Origin of the sequence: Mesorhizobium sp. M0816 (genome assembly GCF_040320005.1) — a bacterium.
GTDB lineage: Bacteria > Pseudomonadota > Alphaproteobacteria > Rhizobiales > Rhizobiaceae > Mesorhizobium.
The window spans coordinates 70,952-89,098 of record NZ_JAMYOT010000016.1 but is presented as its reverse complement, the minus strand read 5'-3'; the positions used below and the strand labels follow the sequence as shown (position 1 = coordinate 89,098).

The 18,147-nt window shown below is 62.8% G+C and carries 20 protein-coding genes and 1 riboswitch; of the genes, 10 read left to right on the top strand and 10 right to left on the bottom strand.

Annotation, left to right across the window (positions count from 1 at the left end; genetic code table 11):
* Nucleotides 1-92 precede the first annotated feature (92 nt).
* A complete protein-coding gene (metW, locus tag NKI17_RS23560) occupies nucleotides 93-707 on the bottom strand; it encodes a methionine biosynthesis protein MetW (RefSeq protein ID WP_352570637.1) in 615 nt (204 codons plus the stop codon).
* Nucleotides 708-822: 115 nt separating this feature from the next.
* Nucleotides 823-1,992, bottom strand: coding sequence for a homoserine O-acetyltransferase MetX (gene metX / locus NKI17_RS23555; RefSeq protein ID WP_352570574.1), 1,170 nt, complete (start codon nucleotides 1,990-1,992; stop codon nucleotides 823-825).
* Nucleotides 1,993-2,068: 76 nt separating this feature from the next.
* A riboswitch (SAM riboswitch) is annotated at nucleotides 2,069-2,146 on the bottom strand.
* A gap of 139 nt (nucleotides 2,147-2,285) precedes the next feature.
* Between metX and hisC the strand changes: the two genes are divergently transcribed.
* Entirely contained in the window at nucleotides 2,286-3,395 is a 1,110-nt protein-coding gene (gene hisC, locus NKI17_RS23550; protein WP_352570573.1) for a histidinol-phosphate transaminase, read from the top strand.
* Nucleotides 3,396-3,401: 6 nt separating this feature from the next.
* Complete coding sequence (locus tag NKI17_RS23545; RefSeq protein ID WP_023677912.1) at nucleotides 3,402-4,337, top strand: prephenate/arogenate dehydrogenase family protein; 936 nt, start codon at nucleotides 3,402-3,404, stop codon at nucleotides 4,335-4,337.
* 134 nt (nucleotides 4,338-4,471) lie between these two features.
* Here NKI17_RS23545 and NKI17_RS23540 read toward each other — a convergent pair whose 3' ends face one another.
* The gene (locus NKI17_RS23540; protein WP_352570572.1) at nucleotides 4,472-5,473 is read right to left on the bottom strand and encodes a DUF2125 domain-containing protein; all 1,002 of its coding nucleotides are present in this window, start codon (nucleotides 5,471-5,473) and stop codon (nucleotides 4,472-4,474) included.
* A 113-nt stretch (nucleotides 5,474-5,586) separates the two neighbouring features.
* On the opposite strand from NKI17_RS23540, the gene NKI17_RS23535 reads away from it, so the two are divergent.
* A complete protein-coding gene (locus NKI17_RS23535) occupies nucleotides 5,587-6,120 on the top strand; it encodes a gamma-glutamylcyclotransferase (protein WP_023677914.1) in 534 nt (177 codons plus the stop codon).
* A 19-nt stretch (nucleotides 6,121-6,139) separates the two neighbouring features.
* Here NKI17_RS23535 and NKI17_RS23530 read toward each other — a convergent pair whose 3' ends face one another.
* On the bottom strand, nucleotides 6,140-7,120 hold the full coding sequence (locus NKI17_RS23530) for a quinone oxidoreductase family protein (protein WP_352456700.1): 981 nt from the start codon (nucleotides 7,118-7,120) through the stop codon (nucleotides 6,140-6,142).
* Nucleotides 7,121-7,464: 344 nt separating this feature from the next.
* Between NKI17_RS23530 and NKI17_RS23525 the strand changes: the two genes are divergently transcribed.
* Complete coding sequence (locus tag NKI17_RS23525) at nucleotides 7,465-8,412, top strand: aldo/keto reductase (protein ID WP_352570571.1); 948 nt, start codon at nucleotides 7,465-7,467, stop codon at nucleotides 8,410-8,412.
* Between the two features lie 78 nt (nucleotides 8,413-8,490).
* Entirely contained in the window at nucleotides 8,491-9,111 is a 621-nt protein-coding gene (locus NKI17_RS23520; protein ID WP_352570570.1) for a LysE family transporter, read from the top strand.
* A gap of 27 nt (nucleotides 9,112-9,138) precedes the next feature.
* Here NKI17_RS23520 and NKI17_RS23515 read toward each other — a convergent pair whose 3' ends face one another.
* Nucleotides 9,139-9,939, bottom strand: coding sequence for a lysophospholipid acyltransferase family protein (locus tag NKI17_RS23515; protein ID WP_352456697.1), 801 nt, complete (start codon nucleotides 9,937-9,939; stop codon nucleotides 9,139-9,141).
* Between the two features lie 107 nt (nucleotides 9,940-10,046).
* Nucleotides 10,047-10,955, bottom strand: a complete 909-nt coding sequence (locus NKI17_RS23510; RefSeq protein WP_352570569.1) for a LysR family transcriptional regulator — start codon at nucleotides 10,953-10,955, stop codon at nucleotides 10,047-10,049.
* A gap of 131 nt (nucleotides 10,956-11,086) precedes the next feature.
* Between NKI17_RS23510 and NKI17_RS23505 the strand changes: the two genes are divergently transcribed.
* Nucleotides 11,087-11,707, top strand: coding sequence for a pyridoxamine 5'-phosphate oxidase family protein (locus NKI17_RS23505; protein ID WP_352570568.1), 621 nt, complete (start codon nucleotides 11,087-11,089; stop codon nucleotides 11,705-11,707).
* Between the two features lie 15 nt (nucleotides 11,708-11,722).
* Here NKI17_RS23505 and NKI17_RS23500 read toward each other — a convergent pair whose 3' ends face one another.
* The 3 genes from NKI17_RS23500 to ftsE all read right to left on the bottom strand — a co-directional run bounded on the left by NKI17_RS23500 (nucleotide 11,723) and on the right by ftsE (nucleotide 14,211).
* Entirely contained in the window at nucleotides 11,723-12,487 is a 765-nt protein-coding gene (locus tag NKI17_RS23500; protein WP_352570567.1) for a YdcF family protein, read from the bottom strand.
* A gap of 88 nt (nucleotides 12,488-12,575) precedes the next feature.
* Entirely contained in the window at nucleotides 12,576-13,559 is a 984-nt protein-coding gene (locus NKI17_RS23495) for a cell division protein FtsX (RefSeq protein ID WP_352570566.1), read from the bottom strand.
* Entirely contained in the window at nucleotides 13,552-14,211 is a 660-nt protein-coding gene (gene ftsE / locus NKI17_RS23490) for a cell division ATP-binding protein FtsE (protein ID WP_352570565.1), read from the bottom strand. Before ftsE ends, NKI17_RS23495 begins: the two co-directional genes overlap by 8 nt.
* A 236-nt stretch (nucleotides 14,212-14,447) precedes the next feature.
* Here ftsE and NKI17_RS23485 point away from each other — a divergent pair, with 236 nt between their 5' ends.
* The 3 genes from NKI17_RS23485 (at nucleotide 14,448) to NKI17_RS23475 (ending at nucleotide 16,034) form a co-directional block, all read left to right on the top strand.
* A complete protein-coding gene (locus NKI17_RS23485) occupies nucleotides 14,448-14,738 on the top strand; it encodes a hypothetical protein (protein WP_352456694.1) in 291 nt (96 codons plus the stop codon).
* Nucleotides 14,739-14,922: 184 nt separating this feature from the next.
* Nucleotides 14,923-15,465, top strand: a complete 543-nt coding sequence (gene hpt, locus NKI17_RS23480) for a hypoxanthine phosphoribosyltransferase (RefSeq protein ID WP_254816654.1) — start codon at nucleotides 14,923-14,925, stop codon at nucleotides 15,463-15,465.
* Between the two features lie 197 nt (nucleotides 15,466-15,662).
* A complete protein-coding gene (locus tag NKI17_RS23475) occupies nucleotides 15,663-16,034 on the top strand; it encodes a response regulator (RefSeq protein WP_023677925.1) in 372 nt (123 codons plus the stop codon).
* 19 nt (nucleotides 16,035-16,053) lie between these two features.
* Here NKI17_RS23475 and NKI17_RS23470 read toward each other — a convergent pair whose 3' ends face one another.
* Nucleotides 16,054-17,004, bottom strand: a complete 951-nt coding sequence (locus tag NKI17_RS23470) for a DMT family transporter (RefSeq protein ID WP_352696777.1) — start codon at nucleotides 17,002-17,004, stop codon at nucleotides 16,054-16,056.
* Nucleotides 17,005-17,227: 223 nt separating this feature from the next.
* Between NKI17_RS23470 and NKI17_RS23465 the strand changes: the two genes are divergently transcribed.
* Nucleotides 17,228-18,085, top strand: coding sequence for a LysR substrate-binding domain-containing protein (locus NKI17_RS23465; protein ID WP_023677927.1), 858 nt, complete (start codon nucleotides 17,228-17,230; stop codon nucleotides 18,083-18,085).
* Nucleotides 18,086-18,147: the final 62 nt, after the last annotated feature.

Here is an 18,147-nt window from a genome sequence, read left to right as displayed (position 1 = left end):
CAACAAAGAATGCCGGGCAACTTCATTGGATTGAAAATTGAAAATATGGTTTCTTGCGCAGGTCTGAGGTTCGTTGCTTCTGCCTGTCAAACCTATCGTTTCAGCAGGAATACCGCTTGCTGGCCGAAAAAGTTCCAGAACCACCAAGGCATGGAGAAGCCGATCCGCTGGCCGTTGGCGTCGAGCGCGGTTGCCTTTTCCACCGTCGCGCCAAGCTCGTCGCACAGATTGACGAAGTCGCGAATGGTGCAGAAATGGATGTTGGGCGTGTCGTACCAGGAATAGGGCAGGTCCTTGGTCACCGGCATGCGGCCGTTGAAGAGCAGCGAAAGGCGCACCCGCCAGTGGCCGAAATTCGGGAATGAGACGATGGCGCGGTTGCCGATCCGGAGCAGTTCGTCGAGCACCAGCTTCGGATTGCGGGTCGCCTGCAAGGTCTGCGACAGAACGACGAAGTCGAAACCCTTGTCGGGATAGAATTGGAGATCCTTGTCGGCATCGCCTTGAATAACCGACAGGCCGCGCGCCACGCATTCGTTGACGCCGCGCTGCGACAGTTCCAGGCCGCGACCGTCGACCTTCTTGGTCGCCTGCAGCAATTCGAGCAGCAGGCCGTCGCCGGAACCGACATCCAGCACCCGCGACTGCGGCGGGATGAGATCGGCGACGACTTCGAGGTCGACGCGCTGGGCGCGGTTGACGCTCATGCGTTCGCCTCTTGCCTGACGCATGACCCTGATCCGAAAAGCCTGCAACTTTTCGGGGTCATGCGCTGATGCCTGGCACATGGTCCTGATCCGAACAATCCGCAACTTTTCGGGGTCATGCGCCGAGCCCTCTCGCCCGCGCGGCCGAGGCGATGAAGCCCTTGATGGCGGCGAACAGTTCCGGTTCGTCGAGCAGGAAGGCGTCGTGGCCGCGGTCGGTCTCGATCTCGACGAACGAGACCGAAGCGCCGGCCGCGTTCAGCGCGTGCACGACCGAGCGGCTCTCCTCGGTCGGGAACAGCCAGTCGCTGGTGAACGAAACCAGGCAGAAGCGCGTCTTGGTGCCGGCGAAGGCATCGGCCAACCGGCCGCCATGGTCGGCGGCGAGATCGAAATAGTCCATCGCCCGGGTCATGTAGAGATAGGAGTTGGCATCGAAGCGATCGACGAAGGTCATGCCCTGATGGCGCAGATAGCTCTCGATCTGGAAGTCGGCATCGAAACCAAAGGTCAGGGCTTCGCGGTCCTGCAGGTTGCGGCCGAACTTGCGGTGCAGCGCTGCTTCCGACAGATAGGTGATGTGGGCGGCCATGCGCGCCACCGCCAGCCCCTTTTCCGGCCGCTTGCTGTGCTCGAAATACTTGCCGCCATGCCAGTCCGGGTCGGCCATCACCGCCTGCCTGCCGACCTCGTGGAAAGCGATGTTCTGCGAGGAATGGCGGGCGCCGGTGGCGATCGGCAGCGCCGAGAAGACGCGCTCCGGATAGCTGGAGGCCCATTGCAGCACCTGCATGCCGCCCATCGAGCCGCCAAGCACGCTGAACAGCTGTTCGATGCCGAAATGCTCGACCAGCATCAGCTGCGCCCGCACCATGTCGCGGATGGTGATGATCGGCAGGTCGAGCCCGTAGGGCTTGGCGGTGGCGGGATTGGTCGAGGCGGGGCCGGTGGAGCCGAGACAGCCGCCGATGACGTTTGACGAGATGACGAAGAAACGGTCGGTATCGATGATCTTGCCGGGACCGATCAGCACTTCCCACCAGCCCGGCTTGCCGGTCACCGGATTGGTGTTGGCGACATGCTGGTCGCCGGTCAGCGCATGGCAGACGAGGATGGCGTTGGAGCGCGCGTCGTTGAGCGTGCCATAGGTCTGGTAGGCGATCTGGAACGGCGACAGCAGCGTGCCGGCGTCGAGCTTGAGCGGCTTGTCGGCGCCGAAACGCAACACCGGGCTCGACGGCTGGTCGGCCTCGTTGTTGGTTTTTCGCGCGCGCAAAGCGACCATCACATCTCCTTGCCCGGCCTTCAGTTGTCCACCGGTCTGGGCAACAAAAAACCGGCCATGCCTTCGCAAAGCCGGTTACAAGATGCAAACGGCCCTTTAGCAAGTTGTTTAACGTGGCTGCAAGCCGACCGGCCAAATCACCACGGAACTGTAGCCGTTCTTCTATGACTCGCGCATGGCTTCGTCAACGGCAAGTTCTTGATCCCGAATTGCCGGCCCCTCGACATTCCGGGCCACGGCTTGTATTTCCGCTGCGGCTTCCGGATGGAGGCACTCTCGACGGATTTCATGAAATGAGCCAGACACCGGATCAGACACGTCCAAGGCCCCGCGCCGGCATCATGGACATCGAAGCCTATGTGCCCGGCAAGAGCGCGGCGCCTGAAGGTGTCGCCAAGGTCCATAAATTGTCGGCGAACGAGAACCCGCTCGGTCCTTCGCCAAAGGCGATAGAGGCCGCGCGCGCGGTCGCCGACAAGCTCGCGGTCTATCCCGACGGCAGCGCCAGGCGCCTGAGGGAAGCGATCGCCGAGGTGCACGGGCTCAACCCGGCGAACATCGTCTGCTCCAACGGCTCCGACGAGATTCTGGGCCTGCTGGCGCAGACCTACCTCGCGCCCGGCGACGAAGCCATCATCACCGAACACGGCTTCATGGTCTACAAGATCTACATACAGTCGGCCGGTGCCGTCCCGGTGACGGTCAAGGAGACCGATGAACGCGCCGATATCGATGCGATCCTCGCCGCGGTGACGCCGGCTACCCGGATCATCTTCCTTGCCAATCCAAACAATCCAACCGGCACCTACGTGCCGTTCCAGGAGGTCCGCCGCCTGCATGCCGGCCTGCCGCGAAACGTGCTTCTGGTGCTGGATGCAGCTTACGCCGAATATGTCCGGCGCAACGATTATGAAGCCGGCGTCGAGTTGGTGGGCAGCGCGGAAAACGTGGTCATGACCCGCACTTTCTCCAAATTGGGCCTGGGCGGGGCGCGGATCGGCTGGATGTATGCGCCAATGCACGTCATCGACGCGATCAACCGCGTGCGGGGACCCTTCAACGTCAATGCGACGGCAATCGAGGCCGGCATCGCGGCGATCCGCGACCGTGCCCACATCGAACGCAGCGTCGCGCACAACGAGACCTGGCTGGCCTGGCTGAGCGAGCAATTAAGCGGGCTCGGGCTGCGGGTGACGCCGAGCGTCGGCAATTTCATCCTCATCCACTTTCCCGAGGACAAAAAGCATTCGGCGGCGGCCGCCGACGACTACCTCAGTGCGCGCGGCTACATATTGCGGCGCGTTTCCGGCTACGGTTTTCCGAACGCGCTGCGCATGAGCATCGGCACCGAAGAGGCCAATCGCGGCGTTGTCGCAGCACTCGCGACATTCCTGAAAAGCTAGAACACCATGACCTCACCGATGTTCGAAAAGATCGCGCTGGTCGGCATCGGCCTGATCGGCTCGTCGCTGGCCCGCGTCATCCGCCGCGAGGGACTCGCCGGCCAAGTCGCGATTTCGACGCGCAGCGACGCGACGCTGGCACGGGCGAGCCAACTCGGCCTTGGCGACACCTATACGACGGATGCGAAAGAGGCGGTTCGCGATGCTGATCTGGTTATCGTTTCGGTGCCGGTCGGCTCTTCAGGCACGGTCGCCGCGGAGATCGCGCCGGCGCTGAAGAAGGGCGCCATCCTCACCGATGTCGGCTCGACCAAGGCATCGGTGATCGCGCAGATGCAGCCGCATGTGCCTGATGGCGTGCACTTCATCCCCGGCCATCCTTTGGCCGGCACCGAAAAATCGGGACCGGACGCCGGTTTTGCCGAACTGTTCGAGAACCGCTGGTGCATTTTCACGCCTCTGCCCGGTACCGATCCCGCAGCACTGGAAAAGCTCTCGGAATTCTGGCGCCGCTGCGGCTCCAACATCGACACGATGGACCCGCAGCATCACGACATGACGCTGGCCATCGTTTCGCACCTGCCGCATATCATCGCTTACAACATCGTCGGTACCGCCGACGATCTGGAGTCGGTGACCAAGTCCGAGGTCATCAAATACTCGGCTTCCGGCTTTCGCGACTTCACCCGTCTCGCGGCGTCCGACCCGACCATGTGGCGCGACGTCTGCCTGCACAACAAGGACGCCATTCTCGAAATGCTGGCGCGGTTTTCCGAGGATCTGTCCTCGCTGCAGCGGGCGATCCGCTGGGGCGACGGCGAAAAACTGTTCGACCTGTTCACCCGCACCCGCGCCGTCCGCCGCTCGATCATCGAGGCCGGCCAGGATATCGACGTACCGGATTTCGGCCGCCAGGCAGTCGAACACCCGCCGAAGGGATAAGCCGCGGCAGGCCGATCGCAGGCCAGCCTGGCTTACAGCGGTTCATCGTTTCACAGAAACGCCGAACCGCTCTATCTCTTTGTTTTTGCGCAATTCCGGACGGAAAACCGTTTCACACTTTTCCTGGAGTTGCTCTAGTCGAGCGGCTTGATCTTGCCGAGCGGGATGAAGCCGAGCGAGGCCTTGCCCCTGACGATCTTCAGCGGCATCGACGGCTGGTTGCCGAGCAGCGCCAGTCCGGCAAAGCCGGTTTGGATCTGTTTCTTCTGCTCGGGGATGGCGGTGGCGAGGATTGCCGCCACGGCCTTCGGATCATTGAGCCTGATTGTCAGGTCGGCATTTATGAGACCGTCGTCATCGACCGACAGCGGTCCGGAAACGGTGATGCGCGCGGTTCCGGACGACAGATCGAGCTTGTGGATTTCGGCGGCCTGGCCGCGAAGGCTCTTCGGATTTGCCTTGATCAGTGTCACGCCGTTCTTCAGCGTCAGGTCGCCGCTGCCGTCCAGCGGCGGCAAGACGCGCCCGTCGATGGCCGCCGCGTCGATTTCAAGATCGGTGAAATTGCCGGCATAGTCGATGTCCGGGCCGTTTGGGCGCAATTGTCCCGTGGCGGTTCCGGCGCTGAACAGCGAGACGGGATCGGTGTCGTCTGCCGGATCGGTCTGGCCGGACAGGCCTTCTGTCTGCAGCGAGAGGCGCCTCGGCAGCGGCCAGGACAGCTTCATGTCGGCCCGCAGATCATCCCAGTCGATCCAGAGCGGGGTCATGCCGGGAACTGAGGTCCTGAGCGGCCCCCTGAGCTCGGCGGCAGGCGACAGAAGCCGCGTGATCTGCGTGGCGGCGTTGATCTTGCCTGTCGATGCCGCGACGTTGCGGCTGTCGTCCTCGTAAGCCAGGCTGTCGCAGGAAACGGTGAAGCTGAAGGGATAGCCGCTGACCGCGAGATTGGCGCAGTCGGCCCTGATGCCTTTGTCGTCGAGATCGGCGACCGCCTTGTCGGTCGCGCTCTCGACCAGGTCCGCCAGGTAGAACCAGCCCGCGCTGTAGATGCCGAACAGCACGAGAATGAAAGCGGCAAGCCACAACAGGCGGCGACGTTGGCTGGGCGGCGGGCGCTCGTCACTTGACGTCATGCTGCGGCTTTCGTTAACGCGGGTGGCACGGGCGGGCTGTCGCTTGCGGCAACAACAGGTAGACGGACTGAAACACCACCGGTGGGTGGTTCGTCACAATCAGGCTTGGCGATATGGGCGATTTTTGGGTTTTTGGCTACGGCTCACTGATCTGGCGACCGGGATTCGCGCATGTCGAGACGCGGCGCGCCCGCCTGCATGGCTACCGCCGTTCGCTGTGCGTCTATTCTTTCGTGCATCGCGGCACGCGCGAACGGCCGGGCCTGGTGCTCGGCCTCGACCGCGGCGGCTCCTGCATCGGGCTCGCGTTCCGGGTTCCAGGCGAGCTGCGCAACGAGGTCATTACCTATCTGCGCGAACGCGAGCTGGTCACCAACGTCTATCTCGAACGTGTGCTCAGCGTTCGCCTCGACAAGGGTAAAACGGATGGGGGCGAGACGGTCGACGCCGTCGCCTATGTCGTGGACCGCAGCCATGAGCAATATGCCGGTGCGCTCGACGCAGCCGAGGCGGCGGCCGTCGTCCGCGGCGCCGTCGGCCAGTCGGGGAGGAATGAGGATTACGTGCTCAGCACGCTGGAGCACCTCGAAGCACTGGGTATAAGCGACCACTGGCTGGAAGACGTGACAAGACGGGTCGCGACGTAGCTTCGGTGTCGTGAGCGGGCTACATCCTGAAAATCTGTTTTCCAAGATCGGCGCGATCCAGGCTGTTTGCCACGGCAAGCTTGAACTCGGTCAGCGGGTGGAGACCGCCGACAGGAACGTGGAAGCCGGGCTGGCCGAAGGTGTCGATAATCTCGCGTAGCACAGGCCGGTCGGCTTCGGCCAGCGGCGAAAAGAAATAGCGATAGATATTCGCCCTGATCTCGACGCCGCTCAGCAAGACATCGAAATTGTGCAGCTCGAAGCGCTCGGCACTCATGCCGCCATTGATCACCATCTGCCCGCCGAGCGCCAGGGTGCGGATCAATTCGCCGCTGACAGGTCCGCCGACATTGTCGATAATCCCGTTCAATCCGGCGCCACCGGTGATATCCATCACCGCTTCCCGGATACTTGTCTTCAAGTCCGAAAGGTCAAGAATGGCGCCGACGCCAAGCGTCTTCAGGTCGAAGCTTTGGTGCGAGCGCCGCACAAGCGCGATGACGTTGATGCCGCGTCGTTGGGCGAACTGCATCACCATTGTCGAAATCGACGAATAGCCGGCCGTGACAGCCAGCCACTGGCCAGGCCGCACACGGGAATCCACCAGCAGATCCCACGCGGTAATGGGGTTCACCATCTGCCCGGCGCGTTCGACCGGATAGCCGGCAGGCAACGGGATCAGCCATTCGGCGGGAATCGCCGCGTACTCGGCCCAACTGCCATAATAGCTGAATGCGACAAGCGTGCCCGGTTCCAGCAAAACGTCCGCGCCAACGGCTTCGACGATGCCGGCGCCATGGTTTCCCGCGATCTGCCGGGGAAAATGCGGCTTCTTCGGTTCGGGATAGAGGTTCTGGATAAACAGGAAGTCGCCCGGATTGATCGAGGCCGAGACCATCCTGACCAGCACTTCGCCGTCGCCGATCCGCGGCATCGGCAGGTCGTCCACATAGAGCACGTCGCGCGGCGAGCCGATGGCGTCAAATACAATTGCTTTCATTCCGGTCTCCACAACAAACGATCCGGGGCAAACAGTCCGGGCTTGGCCAGACCGTGCCGAGATTTGCGTCGGCGCCGCGGAACCTATGGCCGGCCGGCAAAGGTCTGAATTGGCAGATTTGACAATCTATGTGCTAAACTTGCCAGATTGTTTCCTCAGAGGGTACTGGTTTGGAAATTCGGGACAGCGTCTTGAAGCCCGACACGGCGCGGCGGGTCGCGGTTTTGTGAAGCGCCGGCGGGCTGGAAAAGAGGCTATGCGTTTGACGTTGCCACGGTGCGACATAGGTTAGCTCGGTCGGCGGCTCCCACCCGCCCCAGCATGAATCACCATGGAGATCAGCCTTGCAGAAACGTCGTCTCGGTCGCACCGACCTATCCATCGCGCCATTGGTTCTGGGCGGCAATGTGTTCGGCTGGACCGCCGATGAGAAAACCTCGTTCGACCTGCTCGACCGCTTTGTCGACGCTGGCCTCAACGCCATCGACACGGCCGATTCCTATTCGCGCTGGATTCCCGGCCACGAGGGCGGCGAATCCGAAACCATTATCGGCAAATGGATGAAAAGCCGCGGCAACCGCGACAAGGTTGTCGTTATCACCAAGGTCGGTTCGGATATGGGGCAGGGCAAGAGGGATCTGTCCGCCGCCTACATCGAAAAGGCCATCGACGCCACGCTGAAGCGGCTGCAGGTCGATACAATCGATCTCTATCTGTCGCACTGGCCTGATCCGGCCACTCCCTATGAGGAAACGCTCGGCGCCTACCAGAAACTGCTCGACAAGGGCAAAATCCGTTATGCCGGCGCTTCCAACCTCGACGCCGCCCAGTTGCGGGCCGCACTCGACGTAGCAAGCCTGCGCGGCCTGCCGCGCTACGAGGTGCTGCAGCCGGAATACAACCTTTACGACCGCTCGTCCTTCGATGGTCCGCTGCGTGATCTGTGCGCGGCCGAGGACATCGGCGTCATCACCTATTTCAGCCTCGCCAAGGGGTTTCTGAGCGGCAAGTACCGCAGCGAGGCCGACCTCGGCAAAAGCCTGCGCGGTGGCGGTGTGAAAGGCTATCTCAACACCCGCGGCATGCGCATTCTCTCAGCGCTCGATGCCGTTTCAGCCAGACATTCGGCCAAGCCAGCGGAAGTGGCGCTTGCCTGGGTCATGGCACGGCCCGGCGTCACCGCTCCGATCGCCAGCGCGACGACGCTCGACCAGCTCGACAGCCTGGTGCGTGCCGCGTCGTTGCAGCTCAGCCCGGACGATATCGCCGAGCTCGACAAGGCCAGCGCATAGCCGCGCACGATCGTTCAAGACCGGCGCCGCTGCCTTGCCCTACCGTCCCTGCATCGTCGCAGGATGCAGGGACGTCGCATGGCCGGACAGGGTCTTCTCGATCAGCAGCTATGGCAGCAATTGCTGGCGCTTGTGCTGGCATCGGCCATCGTTATGGGCAGCCCGGGGCCGGCGACGATAAGTGTCACCGCGATCGGCGCCGCATTCGGCCTGCGCGATTCGCTCCGTTATGCCTCGGGAATCGTTGTCGGGACGGTCCTCGTGCTTTTGGTGGTGGCGACGGGCATCATGGCCGTTCTCACCGCGCTGCCGAAGCTCGCAGCGCTGTTGGCGGTCGCGTCAGCAGCCTACATCCTCTATCTGGCGTTCAAGATAGCGACGACGCCGCCACTGGCGGCACGCATTGGTGGGGCGGCGCTTCCCACTTTCCTGGGCGGGTTCCTTCTGGCCGTTGCCAATCCGAAAGCCTATGTGGCGATTGCCGCCGTGTTTGCCGGCGCGTCTTCCGGCACCGGCGGTCTTGCTATTTCAGCCAAGCTGGCGGTCCTCGCCTTGATGATTGTTGCCATTCATCTCTTGTGGCTTCTCGCCGGCGCGGCTTTTGCACGTTTGTTGCGCAAACCCTTGGCGTCGCGGATCATCAATCTGGTGTTTGCCGTGACGCTGGTTGCGACGGCCGCGCTGGCTGCCCTGCCATAAGTCTTTGTGGCATCTGAGGCCGTTGTTTCAGCCTTTCAATTCAGGTTTCGCATCCAGCTCACCAAGCCGTTTCATTGCCGTCGGCGGCATCGGCGGCGGGTTCGGCGTCTGCGCCGCCTCGACGAGAAGCTGGTCGCAGGCGGCCTCCGTCTCGCCGATCAGCCGTTGCATAAATTCGTCCTTGCCGAGGCCGGGCGGGATCGGTGGCAGGAAGCGCGCCTTGATCGTGCCGGGATAGCGCAGGAACTTGCGGCGCGGCCAATAGAGGCCGGCGACGTGAGCGACCGGCACCACCGGAATGCCAAGTTGCGCGTAGAGTTCGACGATGCCGTATTTGTAGACCGGTTCGTCGCCCGGCGCCCGGCGGGTGCCCTCGGGATAGATGATCAGCTGGCGCGGATTGCGCGCCAATTCCTGTTTGGTCGCGGCGATCACCGTCTTCAATGCCTTCGAGCGGCTGCCGCGGTCGACAGGAATCATCCGCATCTTCAAAATGTACCAGCCGAAGAACGGGATCCAGGTCAGCTCCCGTTTCAATATGTAAACGGGATCGTCGAGATACGGCAGGAAAGCGATCGTGTCCCAGAAGGACTGGTGCTTCGGCGCCAGGATGAAGGAGCCTTCAGGCAGGTTTTCCTGGCCGGTGATCTCACTTCTGGTGCCGGCGATCTTGTCGTAGAGCCACATGCTGGTGCGCGACCAGAATTTCGGCACGAACCAGGCGCGATGGCGTGGCGACAGGAAATAATACGGGGTCCAGAGGATCATCTGGACGATCAAATTGAGGTAGAAGGCGAGATTGAACGCCAGCGAGCGGAAATACAGCATACAGCATGTGCCCGGTGAGGAGGTGTGCGTTGGTTACACCAAGCGCCGGCAAAAAGGAAACGCTGCGAGGCGGGCGATCGGCCCGGCCTTGCGATGGGCCGTCTTCTTCACGTTTGCCACGCGGCCTGCAGCAGGCGCTGTCTCAGGCGCGGGGCGGCGAAGTCGAGGAATGCGCGCAGCTTCACCGGCAGTAGCCCTTGGCCGGCATGGACGAGGCTCACCGGCCATGGGTCGGGCTCAAACTCTTGCAGCACCGGGCGCAGCGTACCCGACCGGACTGCGGCGGCGATCTGGTAGGAAAGCAGCCTCGTCACGCCGACGCCGGCAATCGCCGCATCGATCGCTGCCTCAGCGGTGTTGACCCGTAGCCTGGAGCGGACCGGCACGGCGAATTCGGCCTTGCCGGTGGCGAAGGTCCAACTGGCAGCGGTGAGCCCTTCAAAGGTGATGGCACTGTGCGCTGCAAGCTCTTGCGGCGTTTTCGGCGTGCCGTGCTCGGCGAGATAGGCCGGGCTCGCGCAAACGACGCGGCGGATTGAACCCAGGCGGGTGGCGATCAGGCTCGAATCGGCAAGCTCGCCGATGCGGATGGCGAGGTCGATGTGCTCTTCGACCAACTGGGTTATCCGGTCGGCGAGTGTCAGCCGCACACCTACCTCAGGATAGACGGAGAGGAAGCTGGTGACGACCGGCAGCACATGCAGGCGGCCGAAGACGATCGGCGCAGTGACGATCAGTTCGCCGGTCGGGGCATTGTATTCGCCGGCGGCTATTCGCTCGGCCTCGCCGACCTCATCGAGAATGCGACGACAGGCGGCGAGATAGGCGTGGCCTGCATCGGTCAGCGACAGCTGCCGCGCCGAGCGGTTCAACAGCCGTGTCTTCAGGTGCTTTTCCAGGTCCGAAACCTTGCGGCTGACCGTCGTCAGCGGAATGCCGAAGCGGCGCCCGGCAGCCGAGAGGCTGCCTGTCTCTGCCGCGGCAACGAAAAGCGACATGGACTGGAGGCGATCCATAGCTCTCCCGAAAAGTTGCCCTCCCGAAAAACGGAAGGATAGATTGCAGATATGGCATCTGCATCTCGAAGATGGAAGGACCTATTTCCTGACTAGCAATGCAGCGCAGCTCGGCGCTTGAGGAGGCTTCCATGAACGCTCACACCAGCGATGTTGCTTTCACCCCGACGGTGAAGGCGATTCAGGCGCGCAAGGGCTCGCGCCAGGCCTATGCCCGTGTCGAGGAGCGTGGCGGCTGGCAGGCGGCAATCACGCCCGATCTCGCCGCCTTCATCGAGGCGCAGACCAGCGTCTTTCTGTCGACCGCCAATGCGGACGGGCAGCCTTACATCCAGCATCGCGGCGGGCCTGCCGGTTTCCTCAAGGTGCTCGACGAACGGACGATCGGCTTTGCCGATTTTTCCGGCAACAGGCAGTTCATCACCCAGGGCAACCTCAGCGACAACCCACAGGCTTTCCTATTCCTGATCGATTATGCGCACCGGCAGCGCATCAAGATCTGGGGCAAAGCGCAAGTCGTCGAGGGCGATGCCGAGCTGACGGCAAAGCTGATGCCGCAAGACTATAAGGCGCGACCCGAGCAGGTCATCCTGTTTACGGTTTCGGCTTGGGATTCAAATTGCTCGCAGCACATCCCGCAGCGTTTCGAAGCGGCCGACGTGGCGGCGGCGCTGGGCGAACGCGACAAGCGCATCGAACGGCTCGAACAGGAGATCGCACGCTTGCGCTCGGGTGCAGCAGCTAGGGAATAAAAGTGCCGGTGCCGTTCAGCTTCCGCCCGCGGCGTCGGCCAGCGTGACGCCGTTGGGCGATTGCTTCACCGGCATGATGCCGCGCGCCAGCGCCAGCAGGTATTTGTTATATTCGGTGAACAGCACGCGTAGCGCTTCTGGCTTGGTCAGCCAGCCGCCATTCTCGAGGTTGGTGTTGACCACCGGATAGGGTTCGAGCCTGGCGCCGTGCAGCAGCCGGCCCATTTCCAGCAGGCTGCGCGGCATGTGATAATTGTTGGTGACGAGAATGACCGTGCCGTAGGCATGGTCCTCGACCCATTTGGCACTTTCCTCGGCATTGCCGATCGTGTCGAGCGCGGCGCGGTCGATGTCGACGCAGCAGGAAAACAGCCTCTTGTCGCCGCCGGTCGCGGCCTGAAGCTGGCGGCGGCTGGCGGAGGGATGGACGCCGCTGATCAGCAGCCGCTCGCCCTTGCCTAACGCAAGCAGGCCCATCGCAGCGTCGAGGCGCGACTGGCCGCCGGTCAGCACGATGATAGCGTCGGCCCTTGCCGGATTGGCGGGCGTAGTCAGGCGGCTGACGGTATTGGCGAACCAGCCGAAGCCGGCGACAAACAGCGCCATAAAGGCGAGCAGAAGGAGAGCCGAGATGCGCAAAGAGCGGGCTGCCAGCAGCCGCCCATGTTTGGCGAACTGACCCGGCTTGGCAAATTCATCAGGCTCGGCGAATACAGGCGGGCGCGCAACCAGCACTGGCATGCATCCAGCGGTATCGGTCGAGTCCCGAACGTCCATCATGAAATGGTTAATCCCGAAATACGGCCTTTGGTAGGAAAAAAATGCAATTTTCGTGACGATGCGTTTTCATCCGTGATCGATCTTTCCTTTAGCCGGCGTCCGGCTGGCGAATGTCGATGTCGCTGAGATAGGTAACCACGGTGAAATGGGAGGTTGCCGCCGTCAGCGCGCCGATCACCAGCACCATGACAGCGACCCCGAGATAACCCGCCGAGCCGATGGCGAAATTGCCGAACAGGGCGGTCGCCTGGTCGGCCTGCGGCGTTGCCATGTTGCGTGACGACCACCAGGAGAAGACGATGAAGACCAGGATCGCCGCGCCGCCGCCTGCCGCGGCGCCCTTCATGCCGGTGACCAGAAAATGCCGGCGGAATTCGCGCGCGATGAAGCGCGCCTCGGCGCCGACAAAATGCAGCACCTCGATGATGTGGCCATTGCCGGCCATGGCGCCGCGCGTTGCGAACACAACGGTCAGCACCGTCGCCGACAGCATCAGCGCCAGCACTGCGACACCGATCGTTACCGTGGTGCGGGCCATGGCAACCAGCCGGTCGACCCAGGTGCGATGATCGTCGAGCGAGGCACTCGGCAGCTTCGGCGTGATCGCCGCGCGCAGTGCGGCGAAATCGGGCGGACTATTCTCGTCGATGGTGATGATGATCAAGCGCGGCACCGGCAGCTCATCGATGTTCAGGCCCGAGCCCAGCCAAGGCTCGAGCAGCCGGGCCGTCGCTTCGCGGTCGACGATCCGGGCGCTTTTCACGCCAGGGAATTCGCCGGCGATCTGCGAGGCCAGCGCAAGTGCGGCCTCCATGTCGAGGCCGTCGACCGGCTTGATCTGGATTGTCGCTTCGCGCGAGATCTGGTTCTCCCAGACGGAGGCGGTGTCACGCACCAGCGTGACGGCGCCAAACGTCAGGCAGGACAGAAACGTCATGATGGCGATGACCAGCACCAGCGCCCGGCCGGCGATGTTCTGCGCCGGCACGATCGGCGCCATTTTGCGCTGGACGCGGGGCTTTGCCGCCGCGGCGTCCTGACCCTCGAAATGTTCGACGGAGAGCTCAGTCATAGATGTCCAGCCTTCCGCCGGCCAGGATCATTCGCCGTGCGTCGACCTGTTCCATCAGGCCGAGGTCGTGTGTGGCGATCACCACGGCGGTGCCCAGCCGGTTGAGCTCGATGAACAACCGCAGCAAGCGTCGTGCCAGCGGCGGGTCGACATTGCCGGTCGGCTCGTCGGCGAGCAGGATCTCGGGCTGCTCGATCAACGCCCGGGCGATGGCGGCGCGCTGCTTCTCGCCGCCAGACAGCACCGGCGGCAGCACATGCATGCGCTCGCCGAGGCCGACCCATTTCAGCAGCTCGGTGACGTCGGTGCGATAGGTCGCCTCCTCGCGGCCGCGCACGCGCAGCGGCAACGCCACGTTCTCGTAGGTGGTCATATGGTCGAGCAGGCGAAAATCCTGGAACACCACGCCGATGCGTCGTCTCAGATGCGGCAATTCGGTACGCGAGATGCGCGAGCGGTCCTTGCCGAAAATGGTGATCAGGCCGCGCGTCGGCTTCAGCGACATGAACAAAAGCCGCAGCAACGTCGTCTTGCCGGCGCCTGAAGGTCCGCTCAGGAACTGAAAGGAGCGCTTCGGAATGTGCAAGGAGATGTCGCGGAGAATCTCCGGACCCATGCCATAGCGGAGGCCGACATTTTCGAAGCGGATCACTTTCGACGACCTGAAATTCTCGGCGGCAAGATGCCAGCCCTTTCTGTGGAAAGACCATCGGCCGGCATGGTTAACCGACGGTTAATTTGGGGGCTTTTCGAGCGAGTCACAGGGGTTCCGGTGGGGAAGCGTTAACCATTTCCGTTTACCCAAAAGAAACGAACAGCGAACAGGTGCGGTAGTGTTGGGCCATGATGGCTGAGGATCGAACCGCGCGCCCGGTTTCCGGCGAAATCATGACCGATCCGGCCGCCGAGCCGGAACGCATCATGCGCGACGTGACCGCCGAGGTCATCGATGCCGATTATGAGGTGCTGCCCCGCCATTTTACACGTCCAGACTTTGCGCCGCCGCCTGCGCGCATGATTTCCATGCCTTCGATCGAAGGCATGGACATGTTGCGCAAGCCCGAAACCGCCGTCGAACGGCCGTTGTGGGTGCATGGTGGGCCGATCTTCTGGATTGTCGGCGTCGGTGCCGCCTTTGCCGCCTTCTGGATTTCGGGCGGCCATGCGCTGGTTCGTTAGAGCGGCGCCAGAAAATCAACAGGTCACCAGATAAACGATTCGCGACGCTCTGGGACATCCGACCGTTCGCGGGCGCCCTGCGAAAGATTTGGCCTTGCCAGCCGGCTCGACATGCCTAGAAACAGGTTGAAGACCGTTTTCGGTCGGCTTCGCCTACAAGGCGATCATTGTGGGAGGGCAGCCAATGCCAGTTGTGCGCGGCAAGGACATCGAAGTCCTGTTTTCGGCGTCCGCCATCGCGCGGCGGAACCTGGAACTTGCCAAGGAGATCGCCGGGCACGACTACCACGACCTTTTGGTAATCTCGGTGCTGAAGGGATCGTTCATCTTCGCCGCCGATCTTATCCGTGCCATGCACGATGTCGGCCTGTCGCCGGAGGTCGAGTTCATCTTCATCTCCAGCTATGGCGCCGGCACGACCAGCGGTGAGGTGAGGGTGCTGCGCGACATCGACAACGAGGTCGCCGGTCGCGATGTGCTTTTGATCGATGACATTCTGGAATCCGGCAAGACGCTGAGTTTCACCCGCGACCTCATGCTGTCGCGCGGCGCGAGGAGCTGTGCCATCGCCGTGCTGCTCGACAAGCGCATGCGCCGCCAGACCACGCTCAACGCCGACTATGTCGGCTTCGACTGCCCCGATTATTTCGTCGTCGGTTATGGCATGGACGTCGCCCACGCGTTTCGCGAATTGCCCTTCGTCGGCATCGTCAAGGGCGACGCTTGAGGCCTTTTGATAATTCTACTCCGGCGGCCACCTGACGCAGTTTTCTGCGCTTCCGGTGCTCTCGGACTCGAACGTCCGCTCCGCTCCGGTTCTCGAAAACCACGCTATCTGACTTGGCGGAGCGAATTCTGAAAAGGCCTCATCGACCCTTGGCGCCTTCAGGAAACATCAACTTTTCCCCGCCAAATATCCTGCCCATGGCAAAGCTCCTGATCGTCGAGGACGATGAATCCGTCCGCACTCTCGCCGCTCGCGCGCTCGAACGCGCCGGGCATAATGTCACTGTTGCCGCCGACGGCGCACATGGCCTTTCTCTGATCCGGGCGGCGCAAGGGAGCTATGACCTTGTGCTGTCCGACATCCGCATGCCGGAAATAGACGGCATCGAGATGGCCAAGGCGGCAGCAGCGCTGTTCCCGGCGATGAAGATCATGCTGATGACCGGCTATGCCGACCAGCGCGAGCGCGCCGAGGAATTGGACGGCATTATTCTCGACGTCGTGCAAAAGCCGTTCACGCTGGCTGAAATCCGCGCCCGCGTCGAACAGGCGCTCGCCTGCTTCGCCTAAAGCCCAAGGCCGACCGCCTTCAGGCAGGGTCGCAGGTCGCCGTAATGGCTGGCGCGCCGCTCAGGCGCCGGCTGGCATTGAGCGCAAACAGGCCGGCGCCGATGATGAGGGCTGCGCCCGCCGCCGTCGCTGGTCGCGGCACTTCGGCAAAGAACAGAAAACCCCATAGCGGCGACCAGATGATACCGGTGTATTCGAAGGTGGCGACGCTGTTGGCGGGCGCCAGCCGGTAGGCCTGCGACAACAGGATCATGCCGGCCGAGGCAACGAAGCCGCATGCCCCCATCTTGAGGAGATCCGGCGTCGCCGGCCAGACCCATGGCCGGACGAGGAATTCGAGACTCGGATGCACGGCGTGGTCAATGCCTGCCAGCCAAAACAATGCCGCCACAAATGCGGCGCCGATCAGATAAGCGCCGTTCTGATAGAAAGCCATGACAGTCGAGGATTCGGTGTCGCCGATCTTGCGTGCCATCAGCTGCGAGAAACCGTAGAGCAGAGCCGAACCTAGCGACAGCAGCGCTGCCCAGTCGAACAAGCCGGCGCCCGGGCGCACCATCACCAGCACGCCGAGCATGCCGACCAGGACGGTGGCGAGCGCCTGCCAGGACACGCGTTCGCCGAGATAGGGGCCGGCCAACGCCATGATGAACAGCGGCGCCATGAAATAGAGCGCCACCGCGTCAGCCAGCGGCAGGGCGGCGATTGCCAGGTAGTAGGCCGTGTAGGAGGTGAACTGGATGAAGGCGCGCATCGTCAGCATGCCGAACCGCTTCGACAGGATCGCCTGGAATCCGACATCGGCGTGGACAAGGAAAACCAGGATCGGCAGGGCGACGATCGAGCGGATCGCCATCACCTCGGTGACCGGATAGTGGCTCGACACCGCCTTGACCAGCGGGTCCTGCAGCGAAAAGACCAGCACGCCGAGACAGAGGCTGAGGATGCCGAGCACAAGCCGATTCTGCATAGGCGCTCCTGTCTCCCGCGTGCGCGGCCGAAAGCAGGCCTGCATCCGGGTAAAAAGAACCCGCCACCGTTTCGGGCAGCGGGTACGAGTGAGGACTTTTGATTGGTCCGCAGCCGATTTCCCGGCCGCATATCCAATGGGTAAGGCGACTATCGTCCGCCGTTTGACATGTTGCAAACGAATTGGAATGATGCCAGCAATCAGATTTTCTTATGGCGGGCACATGCGACCCAATCTCGACAGCGACCTGTTGCGCACCTTCGTGGCGGTCGCCGACACCGGCAATTTCACCAAAGCGGCGGAGCGGGCCGGCCGCACCCAGTCGGCGGTCTCGATGCAGATGAAGAGGCTCGAAGGCATGATCGGCGACAGCCTGTTCGAGCGCGGGTCGCGCGGTGTAGCGTTGACGCAGCGCGGCGGCGAACTCATAGCCAACGCCAGGCGCATCGTTTCACTGCTCGACGAGACGGCGGCATCGATGGTCGCGGCGCCGCTTGGCGGGCCGGTGCGCATCGGTATCCCGGAGGAATATGGCCACGCGATCCTGTCGCGGGCACTCGGCGCCTTTGCCAAGCGCCATCCTCAGGTCGACATCACCGTCCGCTACGCGCATTCCGGTGCGCAGATCGCGGCGCTCGCTGCCGGCGAGCTCGATCTGGCGGTGGTGTTCGAATGGCAGGATCTGTCCGGCGGTGAGGTGCTGATGCATGACCCGACCGTATGGGTGACGTCGGAGCTGCATCACATGCATGAGGAGCGGCCGGTGCCGATCGCGCTCTACAACCGTGCCGGTTGGTGCAAGGATTTCGCTATAAAGTCGCTGGAACAGCGCGGTCTCGCCTATCGTGTCGCCTACACCAGCGATACCAATGGCGGCCTGCGGCTCGCCGTCACCTCCGGGTTGGCGATTGCGCCGATCTCGCGCAGCAACATCCCGGCCGGCTGCCGCGAGCTTACGGCCGCCGACGGGTTCGGCGACATCGATTCCTCGAACGTGGTGCTGCGGCGCAATCCGAACGCTTCCGGCGAGGCCATCGACGGCATGGAAGAGGCGATCCGCGAGGCGTTCACCAACCGTTAAAAGTGCCGCTCAGTCCGGCGGTGGCGGCCTCCACGGACCGCACGGCGATCTTCCGAATATTG

Excerpts from the sequence above, each read along its gene's own strand:
- metW (WP_352570637.1), bottom strand. The coding sequence starts at position 707 with ATGAGCGTCAACCGCGCCCAGCGCGTCGACCTCGAAGTCGTCGCCGAT.
- metX (WP_352570574.1), bottom strand. The coding sequence starts at position 1,992 with ATGGTCGCTTTGCGCGCGCGAAAAACCAACAACGAGGCCGACCAGCCG.
- hisC (WP_352570573.1), top strand. The coding sequence starts at position 2,286 with ATGAGCCAGACACCGGATCAGACACGTCCAAGGCCCCGCGCCGGCATC.
- NKI17_RS23545 (WP_023677912.1), top strand. The coding sequence starts at position 3,402 with ATGACCTCACCGATGTTCGAAAAGATCGCGCTGGTCGGCATCGGCCTG.
- NKI17_RS23540 (WP_352570572.1), bottom strand. The coding sequence starts at position 5,473 with ATGACGTCAAGTGACGAGCGCCCGCCGCCCAGCCAACGTCGCCGCCTG.
- NKI17_RS23535 (WP_023677914.1), top strand. The coding sequence starts at position 5,587 with ATGGGCGATTTTTGGGTTTTTGGCTACGGCTCACTGATCTGGCGACCG.
- NKI17_RS23530 (WP_352456700.1), bottom strand. The coding sequence starts at position 7,120 with ATGAAAGCAATTGTATTTGACGCCATCGGCTCGCCGCGCGACGTGCTC.
- NKI17_RS23520 (WP_352570570.1), top strand. The coding sequence starts at position 8,491 with ATGGCCGGACAGGGTCTTCTCGATCAGCAGCTATGGCAGCAATTGCTG.
- NKI17_RS23515 (WP_352456697.1), bottom strand. The coding sequence starts at position 9,939 with ATGCTGTATTTCCGCTCGCTGGCGTTCAATCTCGCCTTCTACCTCAAT.
- NKI17_RS23510 (WP_352570569.1), bottom strand. The coding sequence starts at position 10,955 with ATGGATCGCCTCCAGTCCATGTCGCTTTTCGTTGCCGCGGCAGAGACA.
- NKI17_RS23505 (WP_352570568.1), top strand. The coding sequence starts at position 11,087 with ATGAACGCTCACACCAGCGATGTTGCTTTCACCCCGACGGTGAAGGCG.
- NKI17_RS23500 (WP_352570567.1), bottom strand. The coding sequence starts at position 12,487 with ATGATGGACGTTCGGGACTCGACCGATACCGCTGGATGCATGCCAGTG.
- NKI17_RS23495 (WP_352570566.1), bottom strand. The coding sequence starts at position 13,559 with ATGACTGAGCTCTCCGTCGAACATTTCGAGGGTCAGGACGCCGCGGCG.
- NKI17_RS23485 (WP_352456694.1), top strand. The coding sequence starts at position 14,448 with ATGACCGATCCGGCCGCCGAGCCGGAACGCATCATGCGCGACGTGACC.
- hpt (WP_254816654.1), top strand. The coding sequence starts at position 14,923 with ATGCCAGTTGTGCGCGGCAAGGACATCGAAGTCCTGTTTTCGGCGTCC.
- NKI17_RS23475 (WP_023677925.1), top strand. The coding sequence starts at position 15,663 with ATGGCAAAGCTCCTGATCGTCGAGGACGATGAATCCGTCCGCACTCTC.
- NKI17_RS23470 (WP_352696777.1), bottom strand. The coding sequence starts at position 17,004 with ATGCAGAATCGGCTTGTGCTCGGCATCCTCAGCCTCTGTCTCGGCGTG.
- NKI17_RS23465 (WP_023677927.1), top strand. The coding sequence starts at position 17,228 with ATGCGACCCAATCTCGACAGCGACCTGTTGCGCACCTTCGTGGCGGTC.